This window comes from Streptomyces puniciscabiei (assembly GCF_006715785.1).
Classification (GTDB): Bacteria; Actinomycetota; Actinomycetes; order Streptomycetales; family Streptomycetaceae; genus Streptomyces; species Streptomyces puniciscabiei.
On the sequence record NZ_VFNX01000001.1, the window covers coordinates 1,779,793 to 1,802,131 of the forward strand.

The window sequence follows — 22,339 nt, forward strand, 5'->3', positions numbered from 1 at the left end:
ATCACGCACCGTGGCCGCACCATTACCCGAAAGAGCGGGAATGGATCATCGGATGAGTGGGCAGGAAGAGGGACCTCGACCCCTCATCCATCCCCCACCCAGGTGACAATGAAGCCGTGACCAGCAGCGACCCGCTCACCCCCCGCCTGCCCTCCCCTCTCCAGGAGGTACGGGACGAACGGTTCGAGCGGCGCGGTCTCCGGCTCCTGCTCAAGCGGGACGACCTGATCCACCCCGACCTCGTCGGCAACAAATGGCGCAAGCTCGTGCCGAACATCGACGCGGCGCAGGGCCGCCCCCTGGTGACCTTCGGCGGGGCCTACTCCAACCACCTGCGGGCCACCGCAGCCGCGGGCCGCATCCTCGGGCTGCCGACCACCGGCGTGGTCCGCGGCGACGAGCTGGCCGACCGCCCGCTGAACCCCTCGCTGGCCCGGTGCGCGGCGGACGGCATGCGGCTGCACTTCGTCGACAGGTCGACGTACCGGCAGAAGAACGAGCCGGAGACGCTGGCCGCGATCCTGCGCTCGGCCGGCGCCGAGGAGGCGTACGTGGTGCCCGAAGGCGGCAGCAACAGCGCGGCCGTCCACGGCTGCCGGACCCTGGGCGAGGAACTGCGCGGACACGCCGACGTCGTCGCGGTCGCCTGCGGTACCGGCGGCACGCTCGCGGGCCTGGCCGCGGGGCTGGGCCCCGGGCAGCGCGCGCTCGGCGTGCCGGTGCTCAAGGGCGGCTTCCTGGAAGGCGGGACCGAGGCCTTGCAGGAGAGCGCCTTCGGCGCCCGTACCGGCTCCTGGTCCCTCGACGAGCGCTTCCACTTCGGCGGTTACGGCCGCACGCCCCCCGAACTGCACGCGTTCGCCGAGGACTTCGAGGACCGCCACGGGCTGCCCGTCGAACGTCTCTATGTCGCCAAGGTGCTCTACGGACTTGTCGCCCTGGCGGAGGAGGGTGCCTTCGCACGCGGCACGACGGTCGCCGCCGTCGTCACCGGCCGGCCGTTCCCCCAGGCCCTTGGGCCCGGGCGCTACTCCGCTTCCCGGTAGGCCGCCGCCTCCTCCAGGTCCAGGCGTCTGAGCAGGGCGCGCAGCATCTCGTCGTCGATGTAGCGGTGGTCGCGGAGCTTGACGAAGACCTCGCGTTCGGCGCCGATCATCTCGCGGGAGAGCCGGCGGTAGGTGTCGTCCACCGACTCGCCGGTGACGGGGTTGGTCTGGCCGAGGCGCTCCCAGACAGCGTTGCGGCGGCGCTCCAGGACCGTGCGCAGGCGGTCGGCGAGCGGTGGGGGCAGGGCGTTGCGCTCGTCGGCGAGGAGGTCGTCGAGGCGGCTCTCGGCGACGCGGGAGGCCTGGGCCTGGGCGTTGGCCTCGGCGAGGGTCTCGGCCTGCGGGTCGCGGCCGGGGAACCTCAGCAGGCGGATCAGCGGCGCGAGCGTGAGGCCCTGCACCACGAGGGTGCCGATGACCGTGGTGAAGGTCAGGAACAGGATCAGGTTCCGCTGCGGGAAGGAGGCGCCGCCGTGCACCGTGAGCGGGATGGAGAACGCGATGGCCAGGGACACCACACCGCGCATGGCGGCCCACGACGTCACGATCGGCGCCCGCCAGGTGGGGTTGTCCTCGCGTTCCCGGATGTGCCGGAAGAGCAGGCGGGGCAGGAAGGCCGCGGGGTACACCCAGATGAAGCGGGCCGCGACGACCACGAGGAAGACCGCGATCGCGTACCAGGCGGCGTCGGCCCCGTGGTACGCGGTCAACCCCTTGAGGACCGTGGGCAGTTGCAGGCCGATCAGCGCGAAGACCGCCGATTCCAGCAGGAAGGCGACCATCCGCCACACCGCGTCCTCCTGGAGCCGGGTGGCGAAGTCGACCTCCCACGCGTGGTGCCCGAGGTAGACCGCGACCACGACGACCGCGAGGACCCCGGAGCCGTGGAACTGCTCGGCGACGCCGTAGGCGGTGAACGGGATCAGCAGGGAGAGGGTGTTCTGGAGGAGGGCCTCCGTCAGGTGCGTGCGCAGCCAGTGGATCGGCACCATGAGCACCAGGCCGACGACGATCCCGCCGAGCGCCGCCCGCAGGAACTCGCCGATCCCGCCGGCCCAGGTGGCGCCCTCGCCGACGGCCGCGGCGAGGGCCACCTTGTAGGCGGTGATCGCGGTGGCGTCGTTGAGCAGGGACTCGCCCTGGAGGATGGTGGTGATCCTGGAGGGCAGGCCGACCCGGCGCGCGATCGCCGCGGCCGCGACCGCGTCCGTGGGCGCGACGACCGCGCCCAGCACCAGCGCGGCGGGCAGCGGCAGCCCTGGTACGACGAGGTAGGCGACCCAGCCGACGGCGAAGGTCGCGAAGAGCACGTACCCGATCGACAGCAGGCCCACGGGCCGCATCTGGGCGCGCAGATCGAGGTACGAGCTCTCGGTGCCCTCCTTGTACAGCAGCGGGGGCAGCACCAGGGGCAGGACGACCTGCGGATCCAGGGTGTAGTGCGGGATCCCGGGGATGTACGAGACCGCCAGGCCCACGGCGACCAGCAGCAGCGGCGCCGGCACCGGAGTGCGCCGGGCGGCCCCCGCGATCGCCGCACTGCCCGCCACCAGCAACAGCAGCGGCATCACGTCCATGATCCTCGCCCACCCTCGTTTTCCGCGCGGTCAGCCGCACGCCCGTCGTAATCTGGCAATCATGAAACAGTGCACGCACGCCGACGCGCTGCCGCACCCGGAACCGGAACCGCTCGATGCGACCTGCCCGGAGTGCCTGCGCGACGGCACGCACCCCGTGCAGCTGCGGCTGTGCCTCACCTGCGGCCATGTCGGCTGCTGCGACTCCTCGCCCGGACGGCACGCGACCCAGCACCACGAGACGTCCGGCCATCCGGTGATGAGGACCTTCGAACCCGGCGAGGACTGGCGGTGGTGCTTCGTCGACCACGTGCTCGTCTGAGCGGCTTTCCGTGTGATCGCATTCCCGCTCGACCCCGTTCTCGTGTGACACTGCATGCGGCGGCGGCCGCACGACGGTTCGAGCGTTTGACGTCTGGGTACGTCAACCCGGCGCGCGCTGTTCCCTTTTGGGCCCGCAAACCCTCTAGACACGGAGCGTATACACAGCTTTACTGTGAGTGACGCCAGGGGGGTTGGGGTCCCGGGACAGGAACGTTCGGAGCGCGATAGCGTCACCGCGGAACCGCGTCCGCGTTACCCCGGGGGGCGACCCTCGGCCCCGTAAAGCTTGTACCACCATGGAGGTGAGGGTGTCCCAGATCGCAGGCGAGCCCGCGGCGAACCAGGACTTCGTGGAAGTCCGGCTGCCGGCCGCGGGTGCCTACCTGTCGGTGCTGCGGACGGCCACGGCCGGACTCGCGGCCCGCTTGGACTTCACCCTGGACGAGATCGAGGACCTGCGCATCGCCGTGGACGAGGCCTGCGCGATCCTGCTCCAGCAGGCCGTGCCGGGCTCCGTGCTCGGCTGTGTCTTCCGGCTCGTCGACGACTCGCTGGAGGTCACGGTCTCGGCGCCGACCACGGACGGTCACGCCCCCTCGCGGGACACCTTCGCCTGGACCGTGCTCTCGGCCCTCGCGGGCAAGGTCTCGTCCGCCGTCGACGAGGACAAGACCGTGTCGATCAGCCTCTACAAACAGCGCGGCGCGGGCCCCGGCCCGGCGTGAGGAACGGGGACGGTCCGGTGCGGGACGAAGAGCGCGGCACACGGGAGCTGCCGGCCGGGGACGGGGGTGCCCCCTGGCCGAGCACGGGCGACCTCTCCGGGGAGGCTCCCCGGGACGGTTCCCGGCGCATGGCGGACGGCATCGACGGCATCCCCGAGCAGGCCAGACCGCATCCGGAGGACGACTCCGCGCACACCGCGGGCGACGGTGGCGCGCAGGCCGTACCGCCGGAGGACTCCGGCGGCACCGGAGCCGCCGGCCGCGCGGGGGCCAGGGCTCGGGGAAGGGCTACGGGCGGGACGATGAGCGAGCACGAGCGGTACGCCGAGGACGACGCGCCGAGCGCGAAGCCCGTGCAGGCCGCACAGCACGACCCGGCGGACCGCAGCGGGGCGCGGGCGATGTTCGTGGAGCTGCGCGCGCTGAAGGAGGGCAGCCCGGAGTACGCGGAGCTGCGCAATCAGCTGGTCCGTATGCACCTGCCGCTCGTGGAGCACCTGGCGCGCCGCTTCCGCAACCGCGGCGAGCCGCTGGACGACCTCACCCAGGTCGCCACGATCGGTCTGATCAAGTCCGTCGACCGGTTCGACCCGGAGCGCGGCGTGGAGTTCTCCACGTACGCCACGCCGACCGTGGTCGGCGAGATCAAGCGGCACTTCCGGGACAAGGGCTGGGCGGTCCGCGTGCCGCGCCGGCTGCAGGAGCTGCGGCTCGCGCTGACCACGGCGACGGCCGAGCTGTCCCAGCTGCACGGCCGCTCCCCCACGGTCCACGAGCTGGCCGAGAAGCTGGCCATCTCGGAGGAGGAGGTCCTGGAGGGCCTGGAGTCCGCCAACGCGTACTCCACGCTGTCCCTGGACGTCCCCGACACCGACGACGAGTCCCCGGCGGTCGCCGACACCCTCGGCGCGGAGGACGAGGCGCTGGAGGGCGTGGAGTACCGGGAGTCGCTCAAGCCCCTGCTGGAGGACCTCCCGCCGCGGGAGAAGCGGATCCTGCTCCTGCGCTTCTTCGGGAACATGACCCAGTCGCAGATCGCGCAGGAGGTCGGCATCTCCCAGATGCACGTCTCCCGGCTGCTGGCCCGCACCCTGGCCCAGCTGCGGGAGAAGCTGCTGGTGGAGGAGTAAGGGCCTTACTCGGCGCGGCCCGGTCCCTTGATGCCGAGGGCCCGGGTCGTCTCGCCGCTGACCAGGAGGATTAGCGCCGCCACGGCGACGACCGCGATGGCGATACCGGCCGGGATGGCCATGCTGTCGGCCTTGAGCAGGTTGTAGGCGATCGGCAGCGCCATGACCTGCGTGATCACCGCGGGACCGCGGCTCCAGCTGCGCCGCAGCAGCAGCCCGCGCGCGGCGAGCAGCGGCAGCAGCGCGAGCACGACGAGGGTGACCCCGAGGGTCACGGCCTGCTGCCGGTCGTCCGGGGACCCGGCGAGCCCGAGCACGAGCACCCACAGCCCACCGACCCCGAGGGCGACACCCTCCAGCCCGGCCAGCACAGCGGCATAGGTCAGCCGACGGGGACGGGGTTCCTGGGCGGGGTTCTGCTCACTGCTCACCCCAGCAGGGTAGCGGGGGTGGTGTCAGCGCCCCCGAAGGGGCGGCCCGCACACCGGCGGAGTGTCCAGGCTCACGCCCGTCCCTCTTACCCGATCCCTACCTCACTGTGGGCCCGGTACCCCCCAGTAGGTACGCTGCCATCCATGCGTGCACTTCTCGTGGTCAACCCGGCGGCAACCACCACAAGCGCACGCAGGCGTGACGTGCTGATCCACGCGCTGGCGAGCGAGATGAAGCTGGAGGCGGTCACCACCGAGTACCGCGGGCACGCCCGCGACCTCGGCCGGCAGGCGGCGGACAGCGACGACATCGACCTGGTCGTGGCCCTCGGCGGCGACGGCACGGTCAACGAGGTCGTCAACGGCCTGCTGCACGCCGGCCCCGACCCGGAGCGCCTGCCCGGCCTCGCCGTCGTACCCGGCGGCTCCACGAACGTCTTCGCCCGCGCCCTGGGCCTGCCCAACGACCCGGTCGAGGCCACCGGCGCCCTGCTGGACGCGCTGCGGGAGGGCCGGGAGCGGGTCGTCGGGCTCGGGCTGACCTCGGGCACGCCCGGCACCGAGGACGAGGCGGTCCCGGACCGCTGGTTCACCTTCAACGCGGGGCTGGGATTCGACGCGGGTGTCGTCGGCCGGGTGGAGCAGCAGCGCGAGCGCGGGAAGAAGTCGACGCACGCCTTGTACGTACGTCAGGTGATCCGGCAGTTCCTCGGTGAGCCGAACCGCCGGCACGGCTCGATCACGCTGTCGCGGCCCGGCGTGGACCCGATCGCCGATCTGGTGGTGGCCATAGTCTCGAACACGTCCCCTTGGACGTATCTCGGCAATCGCCCCATGTACACATCACCTAAGGCCTCGTTCGATACCGGCGTCGATGTGCTCGGTCTCAGCCGCCTGTCGACGGCCGCGGTTGCCCGGTATGGCACCCAGTTGCTCACTTCGTCCCCCGAGCGAGGCCCCCATGGTCGACATGTCGTCTCGCTGCATGATCTGGATCAGTTCACCTTGCATTCGAAGGCGCCCCTGCCCCTCCAGATGGACGGTGACCACCTGGGGCTGCGTACGAGCGTGACGTTCACAGGTGTACGCCGCGCACTGCGTGTGATTGTGTGAGCGGAACGGGCAAAAGTCCTTTCACTCGAACGTTTAGGCCAGGATCCACCCCATGGAAGTACGGCTGTGACCCAGTCGACACCGAGGAATCAAAAAAAACTTTCCGGAAGGGGTTGTATCCGTCGCTGAGGTTTGCGAGTCTCTACGTGGCGATCGGGACGGCCCGCAACACCGGCCTCCACTGATCACCGGAACCCCTCTTCAAACCAAGGACCACGCCGGGGAAGACTCGGCGGTCGGCCCTTCACTTGTTGAGGGATTCGTGAAAGCGTTCACATTCACAAGCAACCTGTACGTCATACGTTCAGAGAACCTAGGAGAGGTAGCAGCCATGGACTGGCGTCACAACGCCGTTTGCCGCGAGGAAGACCCCGAGCTCTTCTTCCCCATCGGCAACACCGGTCCTGCGCTGCTGCAGATCGAGGAAGCCAAGGCCGTCTGCCGTCGCTGCCCGGTGATCGAGCAGTGTCTGCAGTGGGCGCTCGAGTCCGGCCAGGACTCCGGCGTCTGGGGTGGTCTCAGCGAGGACGAGCGCCGCGCCATGAAGCGCCGCGCCGCCCGCAACCGGGCCCGTCAGGCCTCCGCCTGACATACCCACCCCTGCTGACAGCCTGAGCTTGGCGGCGCGTGCAGCACGCACGCATCTCCCGCCCCCGAGCCGCAGCGCGCAGTATCCCCCGATGCGCTTAGCGATATAAGCAGAGCAGCAACGAGCACGAGCCTCGGACCAACGGCGGTCCGGGGCTTTTTGCTGTGCCCGCCGGCTTTTGCCGTGCCCGCTCTCGGTATGACGAACGGCCGCCGCCGTACGGCAGTTGGCCTACTTCTGCGCCCGCACCGGAATGTCGAGGATCACCCTGGTCCCCCGCCCCGGCGCCGGGACCATGTCGAAGGAGCCGCCCAGCTCGCCCTCCACCAGGGTGCGGACGATCTGCAGGCCGAGGTTGCCCGAGCGGTGCGGGTCGAAGTCCTCGGGCAGGCCGACCCCGTCGTCCTGGACGGTGACCAGCAGCCGGGCCTCCTTCGTCGTACCGCCCCGGACCGCGGAGACCTCGACCGTGCCGGTGTCGCCCTCCCGGAAGCCGTGCTCCAGGGCGTTCTGCAGGACCTCGGTGAGGACCATCGACAGCGGCGTGGCCACCTCGGCGTCGAGGATCCCGAACCGACCGCTGCGCCGGCCGGTCACCTTGCCCGGCGAGATCTCGGCGACCATGGCCAGCACCCGGTCGGCGATGTCGTCGAACTCCACGCGCTCGTCCAGGTTCTGAGACAGCGTCTCATGCACGATCGCGATCGAGCCGACCCGGCGGACGGCCTCCTCCAGGGCCTCCCGGCCGCGCTCGGAGTCGATGCGCCGGGCCTGGAGGCGCAGCAGCGCGGCGACCGTCTGGAGGTTGTTCTTCACCCGGTGGTGGATCTCCCGGATGGTCGCGTCCTTGGTGATCAACTCCCGCTCGCGGCGCCGCAGTTCGGTGACGTCCCGGCACAGCACCAGCGAACCGATCCGGGTGCCCTTGGGCTTGAGCGGGATCGCCCGGAACTGGATCACCCCGTCGTTGGCCTCGATCTCGAACTCGCGCGGCGCCCAGCCGCTGGCCACCTTGGCGAGCGCCTCGTCGACCGGTCCCCGGGTCGGGGCGAGTTCGGCGGTGGTCTGGCCGAGGTGCTGCCCGACCAGGTCGGCGGCGAGGCCGAGGCGGTGGTAGGCGGACAGCGCGTTCGGCGAGGCGTACTGGACGAGGCCGTCCGCGTCGAGCCGGATCAGACCGTCGCCGACGCGCGGCGCGGCATCCATGTCGACCTGCTGGTCCGGGAACGGGAAGGAGCCGGCCGCGATCATCTGCGCGAGGTCCGAGGCGCTCTGCAGGTAGGTGAGCTCCAGGCGGCTCGGGGTGCGGACCGTGAGCAGGTTGGTGTTGCGGGCGATCACGCCGAGGACGCGGCTCTCACGCCGTACGGGGATGGACTCGACCCGTACGGGGACCTCTTCACGCCACTCCGGGTCGCCCTCGCGCACGATCCGGCCCTCGTCCAGCGCCGCGTCCAGCATGGGCCGCCGGCCGCGCGGGACCAGGTGGCCGACCATGTCGTCCTGGTAGGAGGTCGGGCCGGTGTTGGGGCGCATCTGGGCGACCGAGACGTACCGGGTGCCGTCCCGGGTGGGGACCCACAGGACCAGGTCGGCGAAGGAGAGGTCGGAGAGCAGCTGCCACTCCGAGACCAGCAGGTGGAGCCACTCGAGATCGGAGTCGTCGAGGGCGGTGTGCTGGCGGACCAGTTCGTTCATGGAGGGCACGTCTGCGAGCGTACCCGGACGTTCGAACATGGCCGAAAACCAGCCGCGAGCGGCCCCTGAAACACCCGCGGGCCGCGGCGCCTGGAAGGGACCCTCAACCCTCCCGGCACCGCAGCCCGGAGCATCATCGGCCGTGGGGTGTGCGGTCCCGGTCGGCCGAAGGTCGAGGAGCCGGGGCAGTCAGGGCAGAGAGCTCCGGATCCTCGATCCGCCTTCCTGTGCGGGGAAGACGGAGGCTCGTTCATGGAGAAACATCGTCGTCGATTGTGGACTAGACCACAACCATGTGTCCATGGCCTTGTCGGCATGCACGACTGATGGCACCCGATGCCACGCAGCCTAGCCCGCCGCGGTCAGCCATGGGGCCAGATGGACAGGGCAATTTCCGCGAGTGCTTCCAGATCCGCACGGCTCGCGCCGTCGCGGGCCTGCTGGGACATGCCCTGGATCATCGCGCCGGTGTGCCGGGCGAGGGCGGCGGCGTCGGTGCCGGCGGGGAGGCGGCCCGCCGCGATGTCCGCCCGGATCCGGGACTCGAAGGCGGCGATGTTCGCGTTGCGCCGCTCGCGCAGCAGCTGCCCCACCTCGGGGCTGGTGCAGTTGGTGGCGGCGTGCACGACCAGGCAGCCGTGAGGATGGGCGGCGTCGGTGTACTCGGCGGCGGCCTCGCGCAGCAGGCGCTCCACGGCGGCGCGGGCGGTGGGCTCCTCGGCGAGGGCGCGATCGCCGAAGGCGCCGTAGGTGTCGGTATAGAGGCGCACGACCTCCTCGAACAGCGTCCGCTTGTCACCGAAGGCCGCGTACAGGCTCGGGGCGCCGATGCCCATGATCCTGGTGAGGTCGGCGACGGAGGTGGCCTCGTAGCCGTGCTCCCAGAAGGCCATGAGCGCCTTCTCCAGGGCGGTGGCACGATCGAAGGAGCGCGGGCGGCCACGCGATCCGGAGGTCACCATGGGGGCCATTTTATAGCGGACCTTAGAGAAATGGACCAGTGCGTCCGGGGGTCCGGCTCTGTTAGATTGGTCTAAACCACATAGAGACGCCCAGAGCCCACTTCAGAACGGCAGGCCCAGCGTGGAAGTTGTCATCGTTCCGGACGCCGCGGCGGGCGGCGAGCTCATCGCCGAGGCCATGGCACAGCTGCTGCGACGCAAGCCCGACGCCCTGCTCGGCGTGGCCACCGGCTCCACCCCGCTGCCCATCTACCAGGCGCTGACCGCCAAGGTGCGTTCCGGCGCCGTGGACGCCTCGCGGGCGCGCATAGCCCAGCTCGACGAATACGTGGGACTGCCCGCCGACCACCCCGAGTCCTACCGCTCGGTGCTGCGCCGGGAGGTGCTGGAGCCGCTCGGCGTCGGCATGGACAAGTTCCTCGGGCCCGACGGCACCGCCGACGACATCCAGGCCGCCTGCGCGGCGTACGACCGCGCGCTCGCCGAGGCCGGCGGGGTGGACCTGCAGCTGCTGGGCATCGGCACCGACGGGCACATCGGCTTCAACGAGCCCTGCTCGTCCCTGGCCTCACGCACCCGGATCAAGACGCTGACCGAGCAGACCCGGATCGACAACGCCCGCTTCTTCGACGGCGACATCGAGCAGGTGCCGCACCACGTCGTCACCCAGGGCATCGGCACCATCCTGGAGGCGCGCCACCTGGTGCTGCTGGCGACCGGCGAGGGCAAGGCGGACGCGGTCGCCGCGACCGTCGAGGGACCGGTCGCGGCCGTCTGCCCGGCCTCCGCGCTCCAGCTGCACCCGCACGCCACCGTGGTCGTCGACGAGCCGGCCGCGGCCAAGCTGAAGCTGGCCGACTACTTCCGGCACACCTACGCGGGCAAGCCGGACTGGCAGGGGATCTGACGCCCGCCCGCCACTATGGACTAGACCAACCTCGGTCACCGCTGTATATAGAGGAGATCACGGAGCGTGCGGGTGGAGTCCTGACAGAAGAACCCGTGCCACGATGTGAGCCGTGGCCGATGTCAGTCGGTCGCTTTCGGCAGCCGGAGCCGGGAAGGCAGAGCATGACCACCGACGTCAGCAGTGCGGAGAACGAGGCCGGGACGACCGTCCGTACGGCGCGCGTGCCCAAGTACTACCGCCTGAAGAAGCACCTGCTCGACATGACGGAGACCCAGGCGCCGGGCACGCCGGTCCCGCCCGAGCGCACGCTGGCGGCCGAGTTCGACACCTCCCGCACCACCGTCCGCCAGGCCCTGCAGGAACTGGTGGTCGAGGGCCGGCTGGAGCGCATCCAGGGCAAGGGCACCTTCGTCGCCAAGCCCAAGGTCTCCCAGGCGCTCCAGCTCACCTCCTACACCGAGGACATGCGCGCCCAGGGTCTGGAGCCCACCTCGCAGCTGCTGGACGTCGGCTACATCACCGCCGACGACCGGCTCGCCGGGCTGCTCGACATCGCCGCCGGCGGGCGCGTGCTGCGCATCGAGCGGCTGCGCATGGCCAACGGCGAGCCGATGGCCATCGAGACCACCCACCTGAGCGCCAAGCGCTTCCCGGCGCTGCGCCGCTCCCTGGTGAAGTACACGTCCCTCTACACCGCCCTCGCCGAGGTCTACGACGTCCACCTCGCCGAGGCGGAGGAGACCATCGAGACCTCGCTGGCCACCCCGCGCGAGGCGGGTCTGCTCGGTACCGACGTGGGCCTGCCGATGCTGATGCTCTCCCGGCACTCACTGGACCGCGAGGGCAAGCCGGTGGAGTGGGTGCGGTCGGTGTACCGGGGCGATCGGTACAAGTTCGTGGCGCGGCTCAAGCGCCCTGCCGAGTAAGGCGCGTGGACGTTCGCTGAATCGATATACCGATATGTGAACGAGGTCTTCCGCTCACGTGACACCGTCACCTAGATTGCCTGCGCATTACACAGGTGATCAGCGAGGGGACGGAGAGCCGTGGCATGTCCAGTACTCCTGAAGTGAGACCACCGGTCGTGACGCCGGTCCGGGTGATCATCGGCCTCTGCCTCGTCGCGCCCTTCGTGGCGACGCTGTGGGTCGGCTCGTACGCGAAGGCGGACCCCGCCTTCATCGGGATCCCGTTCTTCTACTGGTACCAGATGGCCTGGGTGCTGATCTCCACCGCGCTCACCATGACCGCGTACAAGCTGTGGCAGCGCGACCAGCGCGCCCGCGCCTCCCAGGCTTCCCCCGCTTCGCCCAAGGGCGGTGAGGCGGAGTGAAGAACGGCGTCAACGGCGTCGCGCTCGGCGTCTTCATCTTCTTCTTCCTGGCCGTCACGGTCATGGGCTTCCTCGCCGCCCGCTGGCGCAGGGCCGAGAACGAGCACTCCCTGGACGAATGGGGCCTGGGCGGAAGGTCGTTCGGCACCTGGATCACCTGGTTCCTGCTCGGCGGCGACCTGTACACGGCGTACACCTTCGTCGCCGTACCGGCCGCGATCTACGCGGCGGGCGCATCCGGCTTCTTCGCGGTGCCGTACACGATCCTGGTCTACCCGCTGATCTTCACCTTCCTGCCGCGCCTGTGGTCGGTCAGCCACCGCCACGGCTACGTCACCACGTCCGACTTCGTCCGGGGCCGCTTCGGCTCCAAGGGCCTGTCGCTGGCCGTGGCACTGACCGGCATCCTGGCGACGATGCCGTACATCGCGCTCCAGCTCGTCGGCATCCAGGCGGTGCTGGACGTGATGGGCGTCGGCGGGGACAGCAGCACCAACTGGTTCGTACGGGACCTGCCGCTGCTGATCGCCTTCGGTGTGCTCGCGGCGTACACCTACTCGTCCGGGCTGCGCGCCCCCGCCCTGATCGCCTTCGTCAAGGACGCGCTGATCTACATCGTCATCGCGGTGGCGATCATCTACATCCCGATCAAGCTGGGCGGCTTCGACGACGTCTTCGCCAAGGCGGCCCACGCCTTCAGCCAGGTCAACCCGGCCACGGGCAAGCCGCGCGGCGCGCTGGTGCCCCCGGAGGCCGGCCAGTGGACGTACGCCACCCTGGCCCTGGGCTCCGCCCTCGCGCTGTTCATGTACCCGCACTCGATCACCGCGACCCTGTCCTCCAAGAGCCGTGAGGTGATCCGCCGCAACACCACGATCCTGCCGCTGTACTCCCTGATGCTGGGCCTGCTCGCCCTGCTGGGCTTCATGGCGATCGCGGCCGGGGTCAAGGTCACCAACGGCCAGCTGGCCATCCCGCAGCTCTTCGAGGACATGTTCCCGAGCTGGTTCGCGGGCGTGGCCTTCGCGGCGATCGGCATCGGTGCGCTGGTCCCGGCGGCGATCATGTCGATCGCGGCGGCGAACCTCTTCACCCGCAACATCTACAAGGACTTCATCAAGCCGGACGCGACGCCGAAGCAGGAGGCCCAGGTCTCCAAGGTCGTCTCGCTGCTGGTGAAGGTCGGCGCCCTGGTGTTCGTCCTCACGATGGACAAGACGGTCGCGATCAACTTCCAGCTGCTGGGCGGCATCTGGATCCTGCAGACCTTCCCGGCCCTGGTCGGCGGCCTGTTCACCCGCTGGTTCCACCGCTGGGCCCTGCTCGCGGGCTGGGCGGTCGGCATGGTGTACGGCACGGTCGCCGCGTACGGCGTCGCCTCCCCGACCCAGAAGCACTTCGGCGGCTCGGCGAAGGAGATCCCCGGCATCGGCGAGATCGGCTACATCGGCCTCACGGCGTTCGTCCTCAACGTCGTGGTCACCGTGGTCCTCACCTTCGCCCTGAGGGCCCTGAAGGCCCCCGAGGGCACCGACGAGACCAAGCCGGAGGACTACACGGCGGACGCGGGAGACCCGGGGGTGCAGGTGGAGCTGCCGCCGGCCACCGCGGGCGCCGGTCACTGAGCGGCTGTCGTACGACGGGCCGCCGGAGGAGAATCCGGCGGCCCGTTGTCGTACCCCTCCGGCACACTCGGTGTCGTGGACATCGTGATCCGGCAGGCCATCCCCGACGAGTACGACGCCCTGGGCGAGATCACCGCCCAGGCCTACCTCCAGGACGGTCTCCTCGACTTCGGGGAGAGCGACGGGTACCTGGGCGAACTGAGAGACGTGGCCAAGCGGGCGGCCGCGGCGGAGGTCCTCGCGGCCGTCCGCGACGACACCCTCCTGGGCGGAGTCACCTTCGTGCCGTCCCCCGGCCCCATGGCCGACATCGCCCGCCCCTCGGAGGCCGAGATCCGCATGCTGGCCGTCTCCAGAGCCGCTCGCGGCCAGGGCGCCGGTGAGGCCCTCGTCCGGGCCTGCATCGACCGCGCACGGGCCGTGGAGGGCTGCCGGGCCGTCGTCCTGTCCACCCAGCACACCATGCACGCCGCCCACCGCATCTACGAACGCCTCGGATTCGTTCGCACACCCGAGCGGGACTGGAATCCGCTGCCGGAGCAGCTCGACATCACTCTGCTCACTTACGAGTTGACGCTCCGACACCGCCGCGACACAACATCTGGGGGTGACACGACAGCCCGCCACTAGATGTATGCTCGTGCTCGCTGTCGCCGCAGGGGAATCCGGTGCGAATCCGGAACTGTCCCGCAACGGTGTACTCGCGTGTGTTCGCACGCCCGTGTCAGTCCGAGGACCTGCCGGCAGCGCGCGCCCGGCCGTCCGGCCCGGGTGCCTTCCGACGTCCGGGCCTCGCGGAATGGGCCGGTGGACGCGACGCCGTGTGCGCTCGTGGCTGCCCCTGCCCGCCCGCAAGGCCCCCGTGCCGAGCGAGGGAGAGCCCCACGTGACCATCGCGCCAGCAGATCCGGCTTCAGCCAGCGGCCTGGAGACCGACGGTCCCGGTACCGCGCTGCTGCGGACCCTGACCGAGCTGACCGCCGACCTCCCCGACGCCGACCCCGGCCGGGTCGCCGCCGCCGCGCTGCGCGGCCGGTCGGCGAAGGCCGACGAGTCGGAGCTGCGCGAGCTGGCCACGGAGGCCGCCGCCGGGCTCATCTCGGAGGACCCCGCCTACTCCCGGCTCGCCGCCCGGCTGCTGACCGTCTCCATCCGCGCCGAGGCCGCCTCGCAGGGCGTGACGTCCTTCACCGAGTCCGTGGCCGTGGGACACCGCGAGGGGCTCATCGCCGACCGGACCGCCGAGTTCGCGCGACTGCACGCGGAGCGGCTCGACGCGCTGATCGACCGGCAGGCGGACGACCGCTTCGGCTACTTCGGCCTGCGCACCCTCCACAGCCGCTATCTCCTGCGGCACCCGATCACCCGCAAGGTCATCGAGACGCCCCAGCACTTCATGCTGCGGGTGGCGAGCGGCCTCGCCGAGGACGACACGACCCGTTCCGTGGACGAAGTCGCCGCGCTCTACGCGCTCATGAGCCGGCTCGACTACCTCCCGTCCTCCCCCACGCTCTTCAACTCCGGCACCCGGCATCCGCAGATGTCGTCCTGCTACCTCCTCGACTCCCCGCTGGACGAGCTGGACTCCATCTACGACCGCTACCACCAGGTGGCCCGGCTCTCCAAGCACGCCGGCGGCATCGGGCTGTCGTACTCCCGGATCCGCAGCCGGGGTTCGCTGATCCGCGGGACCAACGGGCACTCCAACGGCATCGTGCCGTTCCTGAAGACCCTGGACGCCTCGGTGGCCGCCGTGAATCAGGGCGGCCGGCGCAAGGGCGCCGCCGCCGTGTACCTGGAGACCTGGCACTCCGACATCGAGGAGTTCCTGGAGCTGCGGGACAACACCGGTGAGGACGCCCGCCGTACGCACAACCTGAACCTCGCGCACTGGGTCCCGGACGAGTTCATGCGCCGGGTCAACGCCGACGAGCAGTGGTCGCTGTTCTCCCCGGCGGACGTGCCCGAGCTGGTGGACCTGTGGGGCGAGGAGTTCGACGCCGCCTACCGCAAGGCAGAGCAGGCGGGCCTGGCGAAGAAGACCATCCCGGCCCGTGAGCTCTACGGCCGGATGATGCGCACCCTCGCGCAGACCGGCAACGGCTGGATGACCTTCAAGGACGCCGCCAACCGCACCGCCAACCAGACGGCCCTGCCGGGACACGTGGTCCACTCCTCCAACCTCTGCACGGAGATCCTGGAGGTCACGGACGACGGGGAGACGGCGGTGTGCAACCTGGGCTCCGTCAACCTCGGTGCCTTCGTCGACACGGCGACCGGGGACATCGACTGGGAGCGGCTGGACGAGACCGTCCGTACCGCCGTCACCTTCCTCGACCGCGTCGTGGACATCAACTTCTATCCGACCGAGCAGGCGGGACGGTCGAACGCCAAGTGGCGCCCCGTAGGCCTCGGCGCCATGGGCCTGCAGGACGTCTTCTTCAAGCTGCGCCTGCCCTTCGACTCCCCGGAGGCCAGGGCCCTGTCCACGCGGATCGCCGAGCGGATCATGCTCGCCGCGTACGAGGCCTCCGCCGACCTCGCCGAGCGCAGCGGCCCCCTGCCGGCCTGGGGGAAGACCCGTACGGCCCAGGGCGTGCTGCACCCCGACCACTACGGCGTCGAGCTGACCTGGCCGGAGCGCTGGGCGGCGCTGCGCAGCCGTATCGCCGAGGTCGGCATGCGCAACTCCCTGCTGCTGGCCATCGCGCCCACCGCCACCATCGCCTCCATCGCGGGCGTGTACGAGTGCATCGAGCCGCAGGTGTCGAACCTGTTCAAGCGCGAGACGCTGTCCGGCGAGTTCCTCCAGGTCAACTCCTACCTGGTGCAGGACCTGAAGGAGCTGGGCGTCTGGGACGCCCGCACCCGGGAGGCGCTGCGCGACTCGAACGGCTCGGTGCAGGGCTTCGCCTGGATCCCCGAGGAGGTGCGGGCCCTGTACCGCACGGCGTGGGAGATCCCGCAGCGCGGGCTGATCGACATGGCGGCGGCCCGTACCCCGTTCCTGGACCAGTCCCAGTCCCTGAACCTCTTCATGGAGACGCCGACCATCGGCAAGCTCTCCTCGATGTACGCGTACGCCTGGAAGTCGGGCCTGAAGACGACGTACTACCTGCGCTCCCGCCCGGCGACCCGCATCGCCCGCGCGGCCCAGGCGCAGACCCCCGCCGCCATCCCCGTCCAGCAGGTCGCCGACCCCGACGCCGTCGCCTGCTCCCTTGAGAACCCCGAGTCCTGCGAGGCCTGCCAGTAATGACCCGTAACACCAATCTTCTCGACCCGGGCTTCGAACTGACCCTGCGTCCCATGCGCTACCCGGACTTCTACGAGCGCTACCGGGACGCCATCAAGAACACCTGGACCGTGGAGGAGGTCGACCTCCACTCGGACGTCGCCGACCTCGCGAAGCTGACGGCCGAGGAGCAGCACCTCATCGGCCGCCTGGTCGCCTTCTTCGCGACCGGTGACTCGATCGTGGCCAACAACCTGGTGCTGACGCTGTACAAGCACATCAACTCCCCCGAGGCGCGGCTCTATCTGAGCCGTCAGCTCTTCGAGGAGGCCGTGCACGTCCAGTTCTATCTGACGCTGCTGGACACCTACCTCCCCGACCCGGACGACCGGGCGGCGGCCTTCGCGGCCGTGGAGAACATCCCCTCCATCCGCGAGAAGGCGCAGTTCTGCTTCAAGTGGATCAACGAGGTGGAGAAGCTGGAGCGGCTGGAGACGAAGGCCGACCGGCGTCGCTTCCTGCTCAACCTCATCTGCTTCGCCGCGTGCATCGAGGGCCTGTTCTTCTACGGCGCCTTCGCGTACGTCTACTGGTTCCGCAGCCGGGGCCTGCTGCACGGTCTCGCCACCGGCACCAACTGGGTGTTCCGTGACGAGACGATGCACATGTCCTTCGCCTTCGACGTGGTCGACACCGTCCGCAAGGAGGAGCCGGAGCTGTTCGACGACGAGCTGGGGCAGCAGGTCACCGACATGCTGAGGGAGGCCGTCGAGGCCGAGCTGCAGTTCGCGCGGGACCTGTGCGGCGACGGCCTGCCGGGCATGAACACCGAGTCGATGCGGCAGTACCTGGAGTGCGTCGCCGACCAGCGCCTCACCCGCCTCGGCTTCGCCCCGGTGTACGGCTCGGAGAACCCGTTCTCCTTCATGGAGCTGCAGGGCGTCCAGGAGCTGACGAACTTCTTCGAGCGCCGCCCGTCGGCGTACCAGGTCGCGGTGGAGGGTACCGTCGACCTGGACGAGGACTTCTGAGCCAGGGAGCGGCACGTCCGCCGGCGCGCGTCCCGGGGCCGTGAGGCCGCCGGAGCGCGCGCCGGTACCCGGCGTCCTACCAAGGCATCGGCCTCAGCAGCAGGTTGTGCGGACGGAGCGTGATGCCCACCCGGGTGCTGTCGTCCGACCCCGCCACCTGCTCGAAGCGGTACTTCGCGCAGACCGCCGCCGTGATCAGGCTCAGCTGGGTCATGGAGAAGTGGTCGCTGGGGCACTTGCGGTTGCCGACGCTGAAGGGGCTCATGGCGTACTTCGGCACCTGCGTGGCCCGCTCCGGCAGCCACCGGTCGGGGTCGAAGTCGAGGTGGCGGTCGTAGGAGCGGGCGTCGCGCTGGATCGCGTAGGGGCTGTAGACGATGTCCGCCCCGGCCGGAATGCGATAGTCACCGAGCGCCGTGTCGGTCACCGCGCGCCGCGTCAGAATCCATACGGCCGGCCTGAGCCGCATGGCCTCGACGACGACATTGTTGGTGTGCGTGAGTGAGCGGACGTGTTGGAATCCGACGGGCCGGCCACCGGTCACGGATTCGACCTCGGTCCGTACCTTCTCGGCGTGTTCCGGATGTTCCGCGAGGACCTGGAGCAGCCACATGATCGTGGACGCCACTGTTTCGCTGCCGGGGGTGAGTATCGCCACGACCTGGTCGTGGATCTCCTGTTCCCCGATGGGGTCGCCATTGTCGTCCTTTGCCTCCAGCAATGCCGTCAGCAAATCGTCCGGCTTTTGACCAGATGCCCTCCGCTCGGCGACGATCTCGTCCACCAGCAGATGCAAATCGGCCAGTGCCCGGTTGAATTCGCGGTTGGCCGGGAACGGCAGCCGGTACAGCGGCCCGAGCGGGATGACCATCCGCCGGTACATGCCGCGGAAGACGGTGGCGAGGTCGACGCTGAGCCGCTCGGCGCGCTCGTCCATGTACTCGCCGCGCAGCAGGCAGCGGGCGGCGATGCGGACGGCCACCCGGAAGGACTCCGAGGTGCAGTCGACGGTCTCGCCGGGCCGCCAGCGCTCGGTCAGCGCGTGCGCCTCCTCCTCCATGACCGGCCCGTAGTTCGGGATCGCGTCCAGCCGGAACGCGGGCTGGATGGTGCGGCGCTGGCGCCGGTGCCGGGGGCCGTTGGCGGTGGCCACGCCCTCCTTGCCGAGCAGCCCCTCGAGGGACTCCCACAGAGGTCCGTCGATCTTGAAGTCGGGGTTGAGCGCGAGCGCGCCGGTGAGCTCCGGGGTGGTGACGGCGTACACCGTCTTGGGGCCGAGCTTGAGGCGTACGACGTCGCCGTGGTCGCGGAGCCGGGACATGAAGGCGAGCGGGTCGCGGACCAGTTTGAGGCCGTGCCCGAGGCCCGGCACGGCGCCTCCGGCCAGGGGCGGTTCACGCAGTTCGGTCGTGGTCTCGGGGGTCAGGGGCCTTACCGACTCGACGGTCATTACTCACCTGCCGCTTCGTTCGTGACGTACGGGGGCGTGGACCGGTCGTCCCAGGTGTCGACCATGTACCGGCCGGACTCGTGGTGGAACCAGTAGACGGCGCTGAACCAGTTCCGCATATTGCCGACGCAGGCGTGCACCGCGGCGCTCAGTTCCTTTCCGTGGAGGGTGCCGTCGGCGAGACTGTCGGCGAACCGCAGGGCGTCCTGCTCGGCCTGGAGGAATTCACTGATGCATTCCTCGACGCGCCGCCTCACTTCGTCCACCGATTCCTCGAGAGTCAGCCCCTCATGGGTGATGAGACTGATGCCGAGATTGTGGACCTCGTCGCCCGCTATTTCCTTGGGCAGCGAGCACAGGTCGTTGTACCAGGCGGCGAATTCCTGACTGAGCAGCGCGGCCCGGCGATAGGCCGGGTTTTTCCTGACATATTCCGGGAGTTCATACCCGGCGCTCGGCTCCAGCAGGTCCGTCCATATCCAGTGCGCGAAGGTGTGCCGGCGCAGGGCGAGGTATTCCTCGACACCGGGTATGTATCCCAGGGTGCGGTTGCGGAACTCGCGGTCGTAGGCCTCGATCACCGCGTGGAAGTGCCGGGCGAACCGCTGGTTCCAGGTGCGCGGCAGGAAGCCGTACAGCCGCAGCACGCTGTCCGCGAAGGCGGCGAGCAGCGGGTCCGGGTGGTGCAGATGGTGCCGGGGTGCGTCGAGGGCCGCGTGCAGGCGGTGCCTGAGGCGCCGCCAGTCACCGGCCCGGCCGTGGACGACGTACCGGTCGTGGCGGTCGTCCCAGACGAAGAACCACGCGCTGTAGTCGGCGATGGCCTGCAGGACCTCGTCGGGGGCGCCGAGGTAGTAGCCCGCCATGAGGTCGGTGTAGCACAGTCCGTCGGCATATTCCTGCACCTTGTCCGCCGGCATGAGGCGTTTTTCCAGCAGCCAGACCCGTGTCTTCTCCTGGAGCCGCGGCCAATACGGGTGCAGTCGCCGAGGAAAGGCGGACTCGATCACCGGGAGTGCCAGTGACGGTGGTACTACGACCGCCGTCCGTGTCGCTGTGGTGCTGTGTGGGAAAGCATGCACGTACAAACCCCTCTCAGCCGCCAGGAACGCACACCCTCCCGGTCGTGCCGGGCGTGCGCCGTTGCGTATCCCCGCACTTACATTCAGCACCACAACTGACCGCGTTGGGAACGGATTTGCTTCACTCACCACCCCAAGATGCCGAGAATCCCCCCTTGCGTGACCGATTAAGGATCACTAGGAGGCCAGAAGGGATCGGTTGTACGACGCACGAACGAGCGAGGCCGGGTCATGCGAAGGGCGCCCGGCCGGGAGTGGTCCCGGCCGGGCGCCCCAAGGTCCCGGAGCCGCCTAGTCGTTGGCGACCACGGGATAACGTGGCTCGTTCTCGGCCATCTGCCGCAGCGCGTCCTTGCGGTCCCGCTTGGACAGCCGGTCGATGTACAGGTAGCCGTAGAGGTGGTCGGTCTCGTGCTGCAAACACCGTGCGAAGTAGCCGGTGCCCCGCACCTTGATCGGGTTGCCCCGCTCGTCCTGGCCGGTCACCTCGGCGTAGTCGGGCCGGGCGAGCGGCGCGTACGCCGTCGGCACGGACAGGCAGCCCTCGTTGCTGTCGTCCAGCCGGCGCCTGTCGGCGGGCAGGTCGACCAGCTTCGGGTTGCACACCACGCCGGTGTGCCGGACGCCCTCGTCGTCGGGGCAGTCGTAGACGAAGACCTTCAGGTCGACACCGATCTGGTTGGCGGCCAGGCCCACGCCCTCGGCGGTGCGCTGGCTGGCGAACATGTCGGCGACGAGCTGCTGCAGCTCCTCACCGAACTCGGTGACGTCCTTGCACTCCTTGTGCAGCACCGGATTGCCGACGACCGTGATCGGCCGCGAGGTCCCGCGCTCCCGCCAGGCCTTCTCGCGCTCCTCGCAGTCCTCCGTGTCGACGACGTACCCCTCGTCGTCGACAGGGAGCACGCCCGCGTGCTGCTGATCGGTGTCCTGCTGCGCCATGACCGACGTACGCCTTCCTGCAAACCTGGGAAAAGTCTCGGGTACAGCCTAAAGGCGACGGCTGGTCACCGGCGGCTCAGCAAACCTCTTCGAGATCCCGCCAGTCCCTGGAGTCCGGGCTGTCCGCGACCCACCCGTCCAGCAACCCCCGCACCAGCGAAGCCGGCGCAGCCACCCCGCACTCCCGCTCCGGCACCCACAGCTGCCCGTCCGTCCGGTGGCCCAGCGGCCCGGGGTGCCCCGGTTCGCTGTGGTCGTGCGGGTCCAGATGCTCCCCTTCGCCCTCGTCGGACGGCATCCGGGACTCGGAACACATCCGGCACAGCAGCCGCACCGAGGAGGACCAGTCCTCCGCGGCGAATCCCGCGTCCGCGGCCAGCTGCTCCAGCGCGTCCCGGTCCGCCTCGGTGGCCGCCTCCAGCAGGACCACCCAGGTCGGCACGGGCGAGGGCGCCCACAGCTCGATCTCGTCGAAGACCGGGTAGGCGTGCCCGGTGGACGTCGTGCGCTCGCCGTGCGGGACGCCGTCGTGCAGCACGACCTCGCCCCAGCGTCGCCCGGACGAGGGAAGCGGGATGGACAGCACCTCGATCCGCGCCGGGTCCAGCCTGCGGCCCCACACGACCTCGGCCTCGCCCTCCGGGGAGAGCCGTACGGCCGCGCTGCCCAGCTCCATGCCGGCCGGTTCCCCGGCCACGGTGGCGCCGCCGGGCACCTTCAGCCCGTACGCCTGCCAGGCGCGGCGGGCCAGCGGCCAGTCCTGCAGGGCGGTGGCCGCGATGCCGACGTTCCACCAGTCGGGCGCCCCGGCCTCCCGGTCCAGCAGGGCGACCGCGCGCAGACCGGCGGCCCGCGCCTGCTCCCAGTCGTGCCGGAACTTGTGCAGCAGGGCGAGGTTGAACCAGGACTCCGACAGCCAGGGCTCCAGATCGGCGGCCCGTGTCAGCAGCTCGCCCGCGTCCTCGTACCGGCCGTCGCCGATGAGCGTGAACGCCCGGTCGGTGGCCTGCCGCCAGGAGGCGGAGGGCCGGTGCCGTCCCTTGCCGAAGATCCTCACGATTCCCGCCTGCCAGTTCCAGTTCCACACCATGGGCTGGCTTGTGCCCCCGGACACCCTCTCCCTCGCATCCAACCAC

The 22,339-nt window shown here is 70.0% G+C and carries 21 protein-coding genes and 1 riboswitch; of the genes, 13 read left to right on the top strand and 8 right to left on the bottom strand.

Annotated elements, in window-relative coordinates; translation table 11 throughout:
* Positions 1–116: 116 nt before the first annotated feature.
* Positions 117–1,046, top strand: a complete 930-nt coding sequence (locus tag FB563_RS07965; RefSeq protein WP_055706002.1) for a 1-aminocyclopropane-1-carboxylate deaminase/D-cysteine desulfhydrase — start codon at positions 117–119, stop codon at positions 1,044–1,046.
* Here FB563_RS07965 and FB563_RS07970 read toward each other — a convergent pair.
* The gene (locus FB563_RS07970; protein WP_055706001.1) at positions 1,028–2,623 is read right to left on the bottom strand and encodes a Na+/H+ antiporter; all 1,596 of its coding nucleotides are present in this window, start codon (positions 2,621–2,623) and stop codon (positions 1,028–1,030) included. The genes FB563_RS07965 and FB563_RS07970 overlap by 19 nt on opposite strands.
* A gap of 61 nt (positions 2,624–2,684) precedes the next feature.
* On the opposite strand from FB563_RS07970, the gene FB563_RS07975 reads away from it, so the two are divergent.
* From FB563_RS07975 to FB563_RS07985, 3 genes are all read left to right on the top strand, one after another.
* Positions 2,685–2,945 (top strand): UBP-type zinc finger domain-containing protein, encoded by a 261-nt coding sequence (locus FB563_RS07975; RefSeq protein ID WP_055706000.1) that lies wholly within the window; start codon positions 2,685–2,687, stop codon positions 2,943–2,945.
* 310 nt (positions 2,946–3,255) lie between these two features.
* A complete protein-coding gene (locus tag FB563_RS07980) occupies positions 3,256–3,672 on the top strand; it encodes an ATP-binding protein (RefSeq protein WP_055705999.1) in 417 nt (138 codons plus the stop codon).
* 17 nt (positions 3,673–3,689) lie between these two features.
* Positions 3,690–4,802 carry an RNA polymerase sigma factor SigF gene (locus FB563_RS07985; protein ID WP_199832798.1) on the top strand — a complete coding sequence of 371 codons (1,113 nt, stop codon included), beginning with the start codon at positions 3,690–3,692 and terminating at the stop codon, positions 4,800–4,802.
* Between the two features lie 5 nt (positions 4,803–4,807).
* Here the strand turns inward: FB563_RS07985 and FB563_RS07990 are convergent, their stop codons facing one another.
* A complete protein-coding gene (locus FB563_RS07990; protein WP_055705998.1) occupies positions 4,808–5,233 on the bottom strand; it encodes a hypothetical protein in 426 nt (141 codons plus the stop codon).
* 144 nt (positions 5,234–5,377) lie between these two features.
* Between FB563_RS07990 and FB563_RS07995 the strand changes: the two genes are divergently transcribed.
* Both FB563_RS07995 and FB563_RS08000 read left to right on the top strand, forming a co-directional pair.
* Positions 5,378–6,346 (top strand): diacylglycerol/lipid kinase family protein, encoded by a 969-nt coding sequence (locus FB563_RS07995; RefSeq protein ID WP_055705997.1) that lies wholly within the window; start codon positions 5,378–5,380, stop codon positions 6,344–6,346.
* 331 nt (positions 6,347–6,677) lie between these two features.
* Positions 6,678–6,935, top strand: a complete 258-nt coding sequence (locus FB563_RS08000; RefSeq protein ID WP_003992873.1) for a WhiB family transcriptional regulator — start codon at positions 6,678–6,680, stop codon at positions 6,933–6,935.
* Between the two features lie 231 nt (positions 6,936–7,166).
* Here the strand turns inward: FB563_RS08000 and FB563_RS08005 are convergent, their stop codons facing one another.
* Both FB563_RS08005 and FB563_RS08010 read right to left on the bottom strand, forming a co-directional pair.
* On the bottom strand, positions 7,167–8,642 hold the full coding sequence (locus FB563_RS08005) for a sensor histidine kinase (protein WP_055706007.1): 1,476 nt from the start codon (positions 8,640–8,642) through the stop codon (positions 7,167–7,169).
* 353 nt (positions 8,643–8,995) lie between these two features.
* Entirely contained in the window at positions 8,996–9,595 is a 600-nt protein-coding gene (locus tag FB563_RS08010; protein ID WP_234357727.1) for a TetR/AcrR family transcriptional regulator, read from the bottom strand.
* A 121-nt stretch (positions 9,596–9,716) separates the two neighbouring features.
* Between FB563_RS08010 and nagB the strand changes: the two genes are divergently transcribed.
* The 7 genes from nagB (at position 9,717) to FB563_RS08045 (ending at position 17,729) form a co-directional block, all read left to right on the top strand.
* On the top strand, positions 9,717–10,502 hold the full coding sequence (nagB, locus tag FB563_RS08015) for a glucosamine-6-phosphate deaminase (protein WP_055705995.1): 786 nt from the start codon (positions 9,717–9,719) through the stop codon (positions 10,500–10,502).
* A 164-nt stretch (positions 10,503–10,666) separates the two neighbouring features.
* Positions 10,667–11,431 (top strand): GntR family transcriptional regulator, encoded by a 765-nt coding sequence (locus FB563_RS08020; protein ID WP_055705994.1) that lies wholly within the window; start codon positions 10,667–10,669, stop codon positions 11,429–11,431.
* A gap of 125 nt (positions 11,432–11,556) precedes the next feature.
* Positions 11,557–11,838 carry a DUF3311 domain-containing protein gene (locus tag FB563_RS08025; RefSeq protein WP_055705993.1) on the top strand — a complete coding sequence of 94 codons (282 nt, stop codon included), beginning with the start codon at positions 11,557–11,559 and terminating at the stop codon, positions 11,836–11,838.
* Entirely contained in the window at positions 11,835–13,463 is a 1,629-nt protein-coding gene (gene mctP, locus FB563_RS08030; RefSeq protein ID WP_055705992.1) for a monocarboxylate uptake permease MctP, read from the top strand. The genes FB563_RS08025 and mctP overlap by 4 nt, the downstream gene beginning before the upstream one ends.
* Positions 13,464–13,538: 75 nt before the next feature.
* Positions 13,539–14,093 carry a GNAT family N-acetyltransferase gene (locus tag FB563_RS08035; RefSeq protein WP_055706006.1) on the top strand — a complete coding sequence of 185 codons (555 nt, stop codon included), beginning with the start codon at positions 13,539–13,541 and terminating at the stop codon, positions 14,091–14,093.
* Between the two features lie 4 nt (positions 14,094–14,097).
* A riboswitch (cobalamin riboswitch) is annotated at positions 14,098–14,222 on the top strand.
* Between the two features lie 127 nt (positions 14,223–14,349).
* A complete protein-coding gene (locus FB563_RS08040) occupies positions 14,350–16,719 on the top strand; it encodes a ribonucleoside-diphosphate reductase subunit alpha (RefSeq protein ID WP_055706005.1) in 2,370 nt (789 codons plus the stop codon).
* Positions 16,719–17,729 (top strand): ribonucleotide-diphosphate reductase subunit beta, encoded by a 1,011-nt coding sequence (locus FB563_RS08045; protein WP_055705991.1) that lies wholly within the window; start codon positions 16,719–16,721, stop codon positions 17,727–17,729. The genes FB563_RS08040 and FB563_RS08045 overlap by 1 nt, the downstream gene beginning before the upstream one ends.
* Positions 17,730–17,805: 76 nt before the next feature.
* Here the strand turns inward: FB563_RS08045 and FB563_RS08050 are convergent, their stop codons facing one another.
* From FB563_RS08050 to FB563_RS08065, 4 genes are all read right to left on the bottom strand, one after another.
* Positions 17,806–19,179, bottom strand: coding sequence for a bifunctional albaflavenone monooxygenase/terpene synthase (locus FB563_RS08050; RefSeq protein WP_055705990.1), 1,374 nt, complete (start codon positions 19,177–19,179; stop codon positions 17,806–17,808).
* Complete coding sequence (gene cyc1, locus FB563_RS08055; protein WP_107100606.1) at positions 19,179–20,261, bottom strand: epi-isozizaene synthase; 1,083 nt, start codon at positions 20,259–20,261, stop codon at positions 19,179–19,181. Before cyc1 ends, FB563_RS08050 begins: the two co-directional genes overlap by 1 nt.
* A 291-nt stretch (positions 20,262–20,552) precedes the next feature.
* On the bottom strand, positions 20,553–21,203 hold the full coding sequence (gene def, locus FB563_RS08060) for a peptide deformylase (protein WP_055705988.1): 651 nt from the start codon (positions 21,201–21,203) through the stop codon (positions 20,553–20,555).
* Between the two features lie 76 nt (positions 21,204–21,279).
* A complete protein-coding gene (locus FB563_RS08065; RefSeq protein ID WP_055706004.1) occupies positions 21,280–22,260 on the bottom strand; it encodes a hypothetical protein in 981 nt (326 codons plus the stop codon).
* Positions 22,261–22,339: the final 79 nt, after the last annotated feature.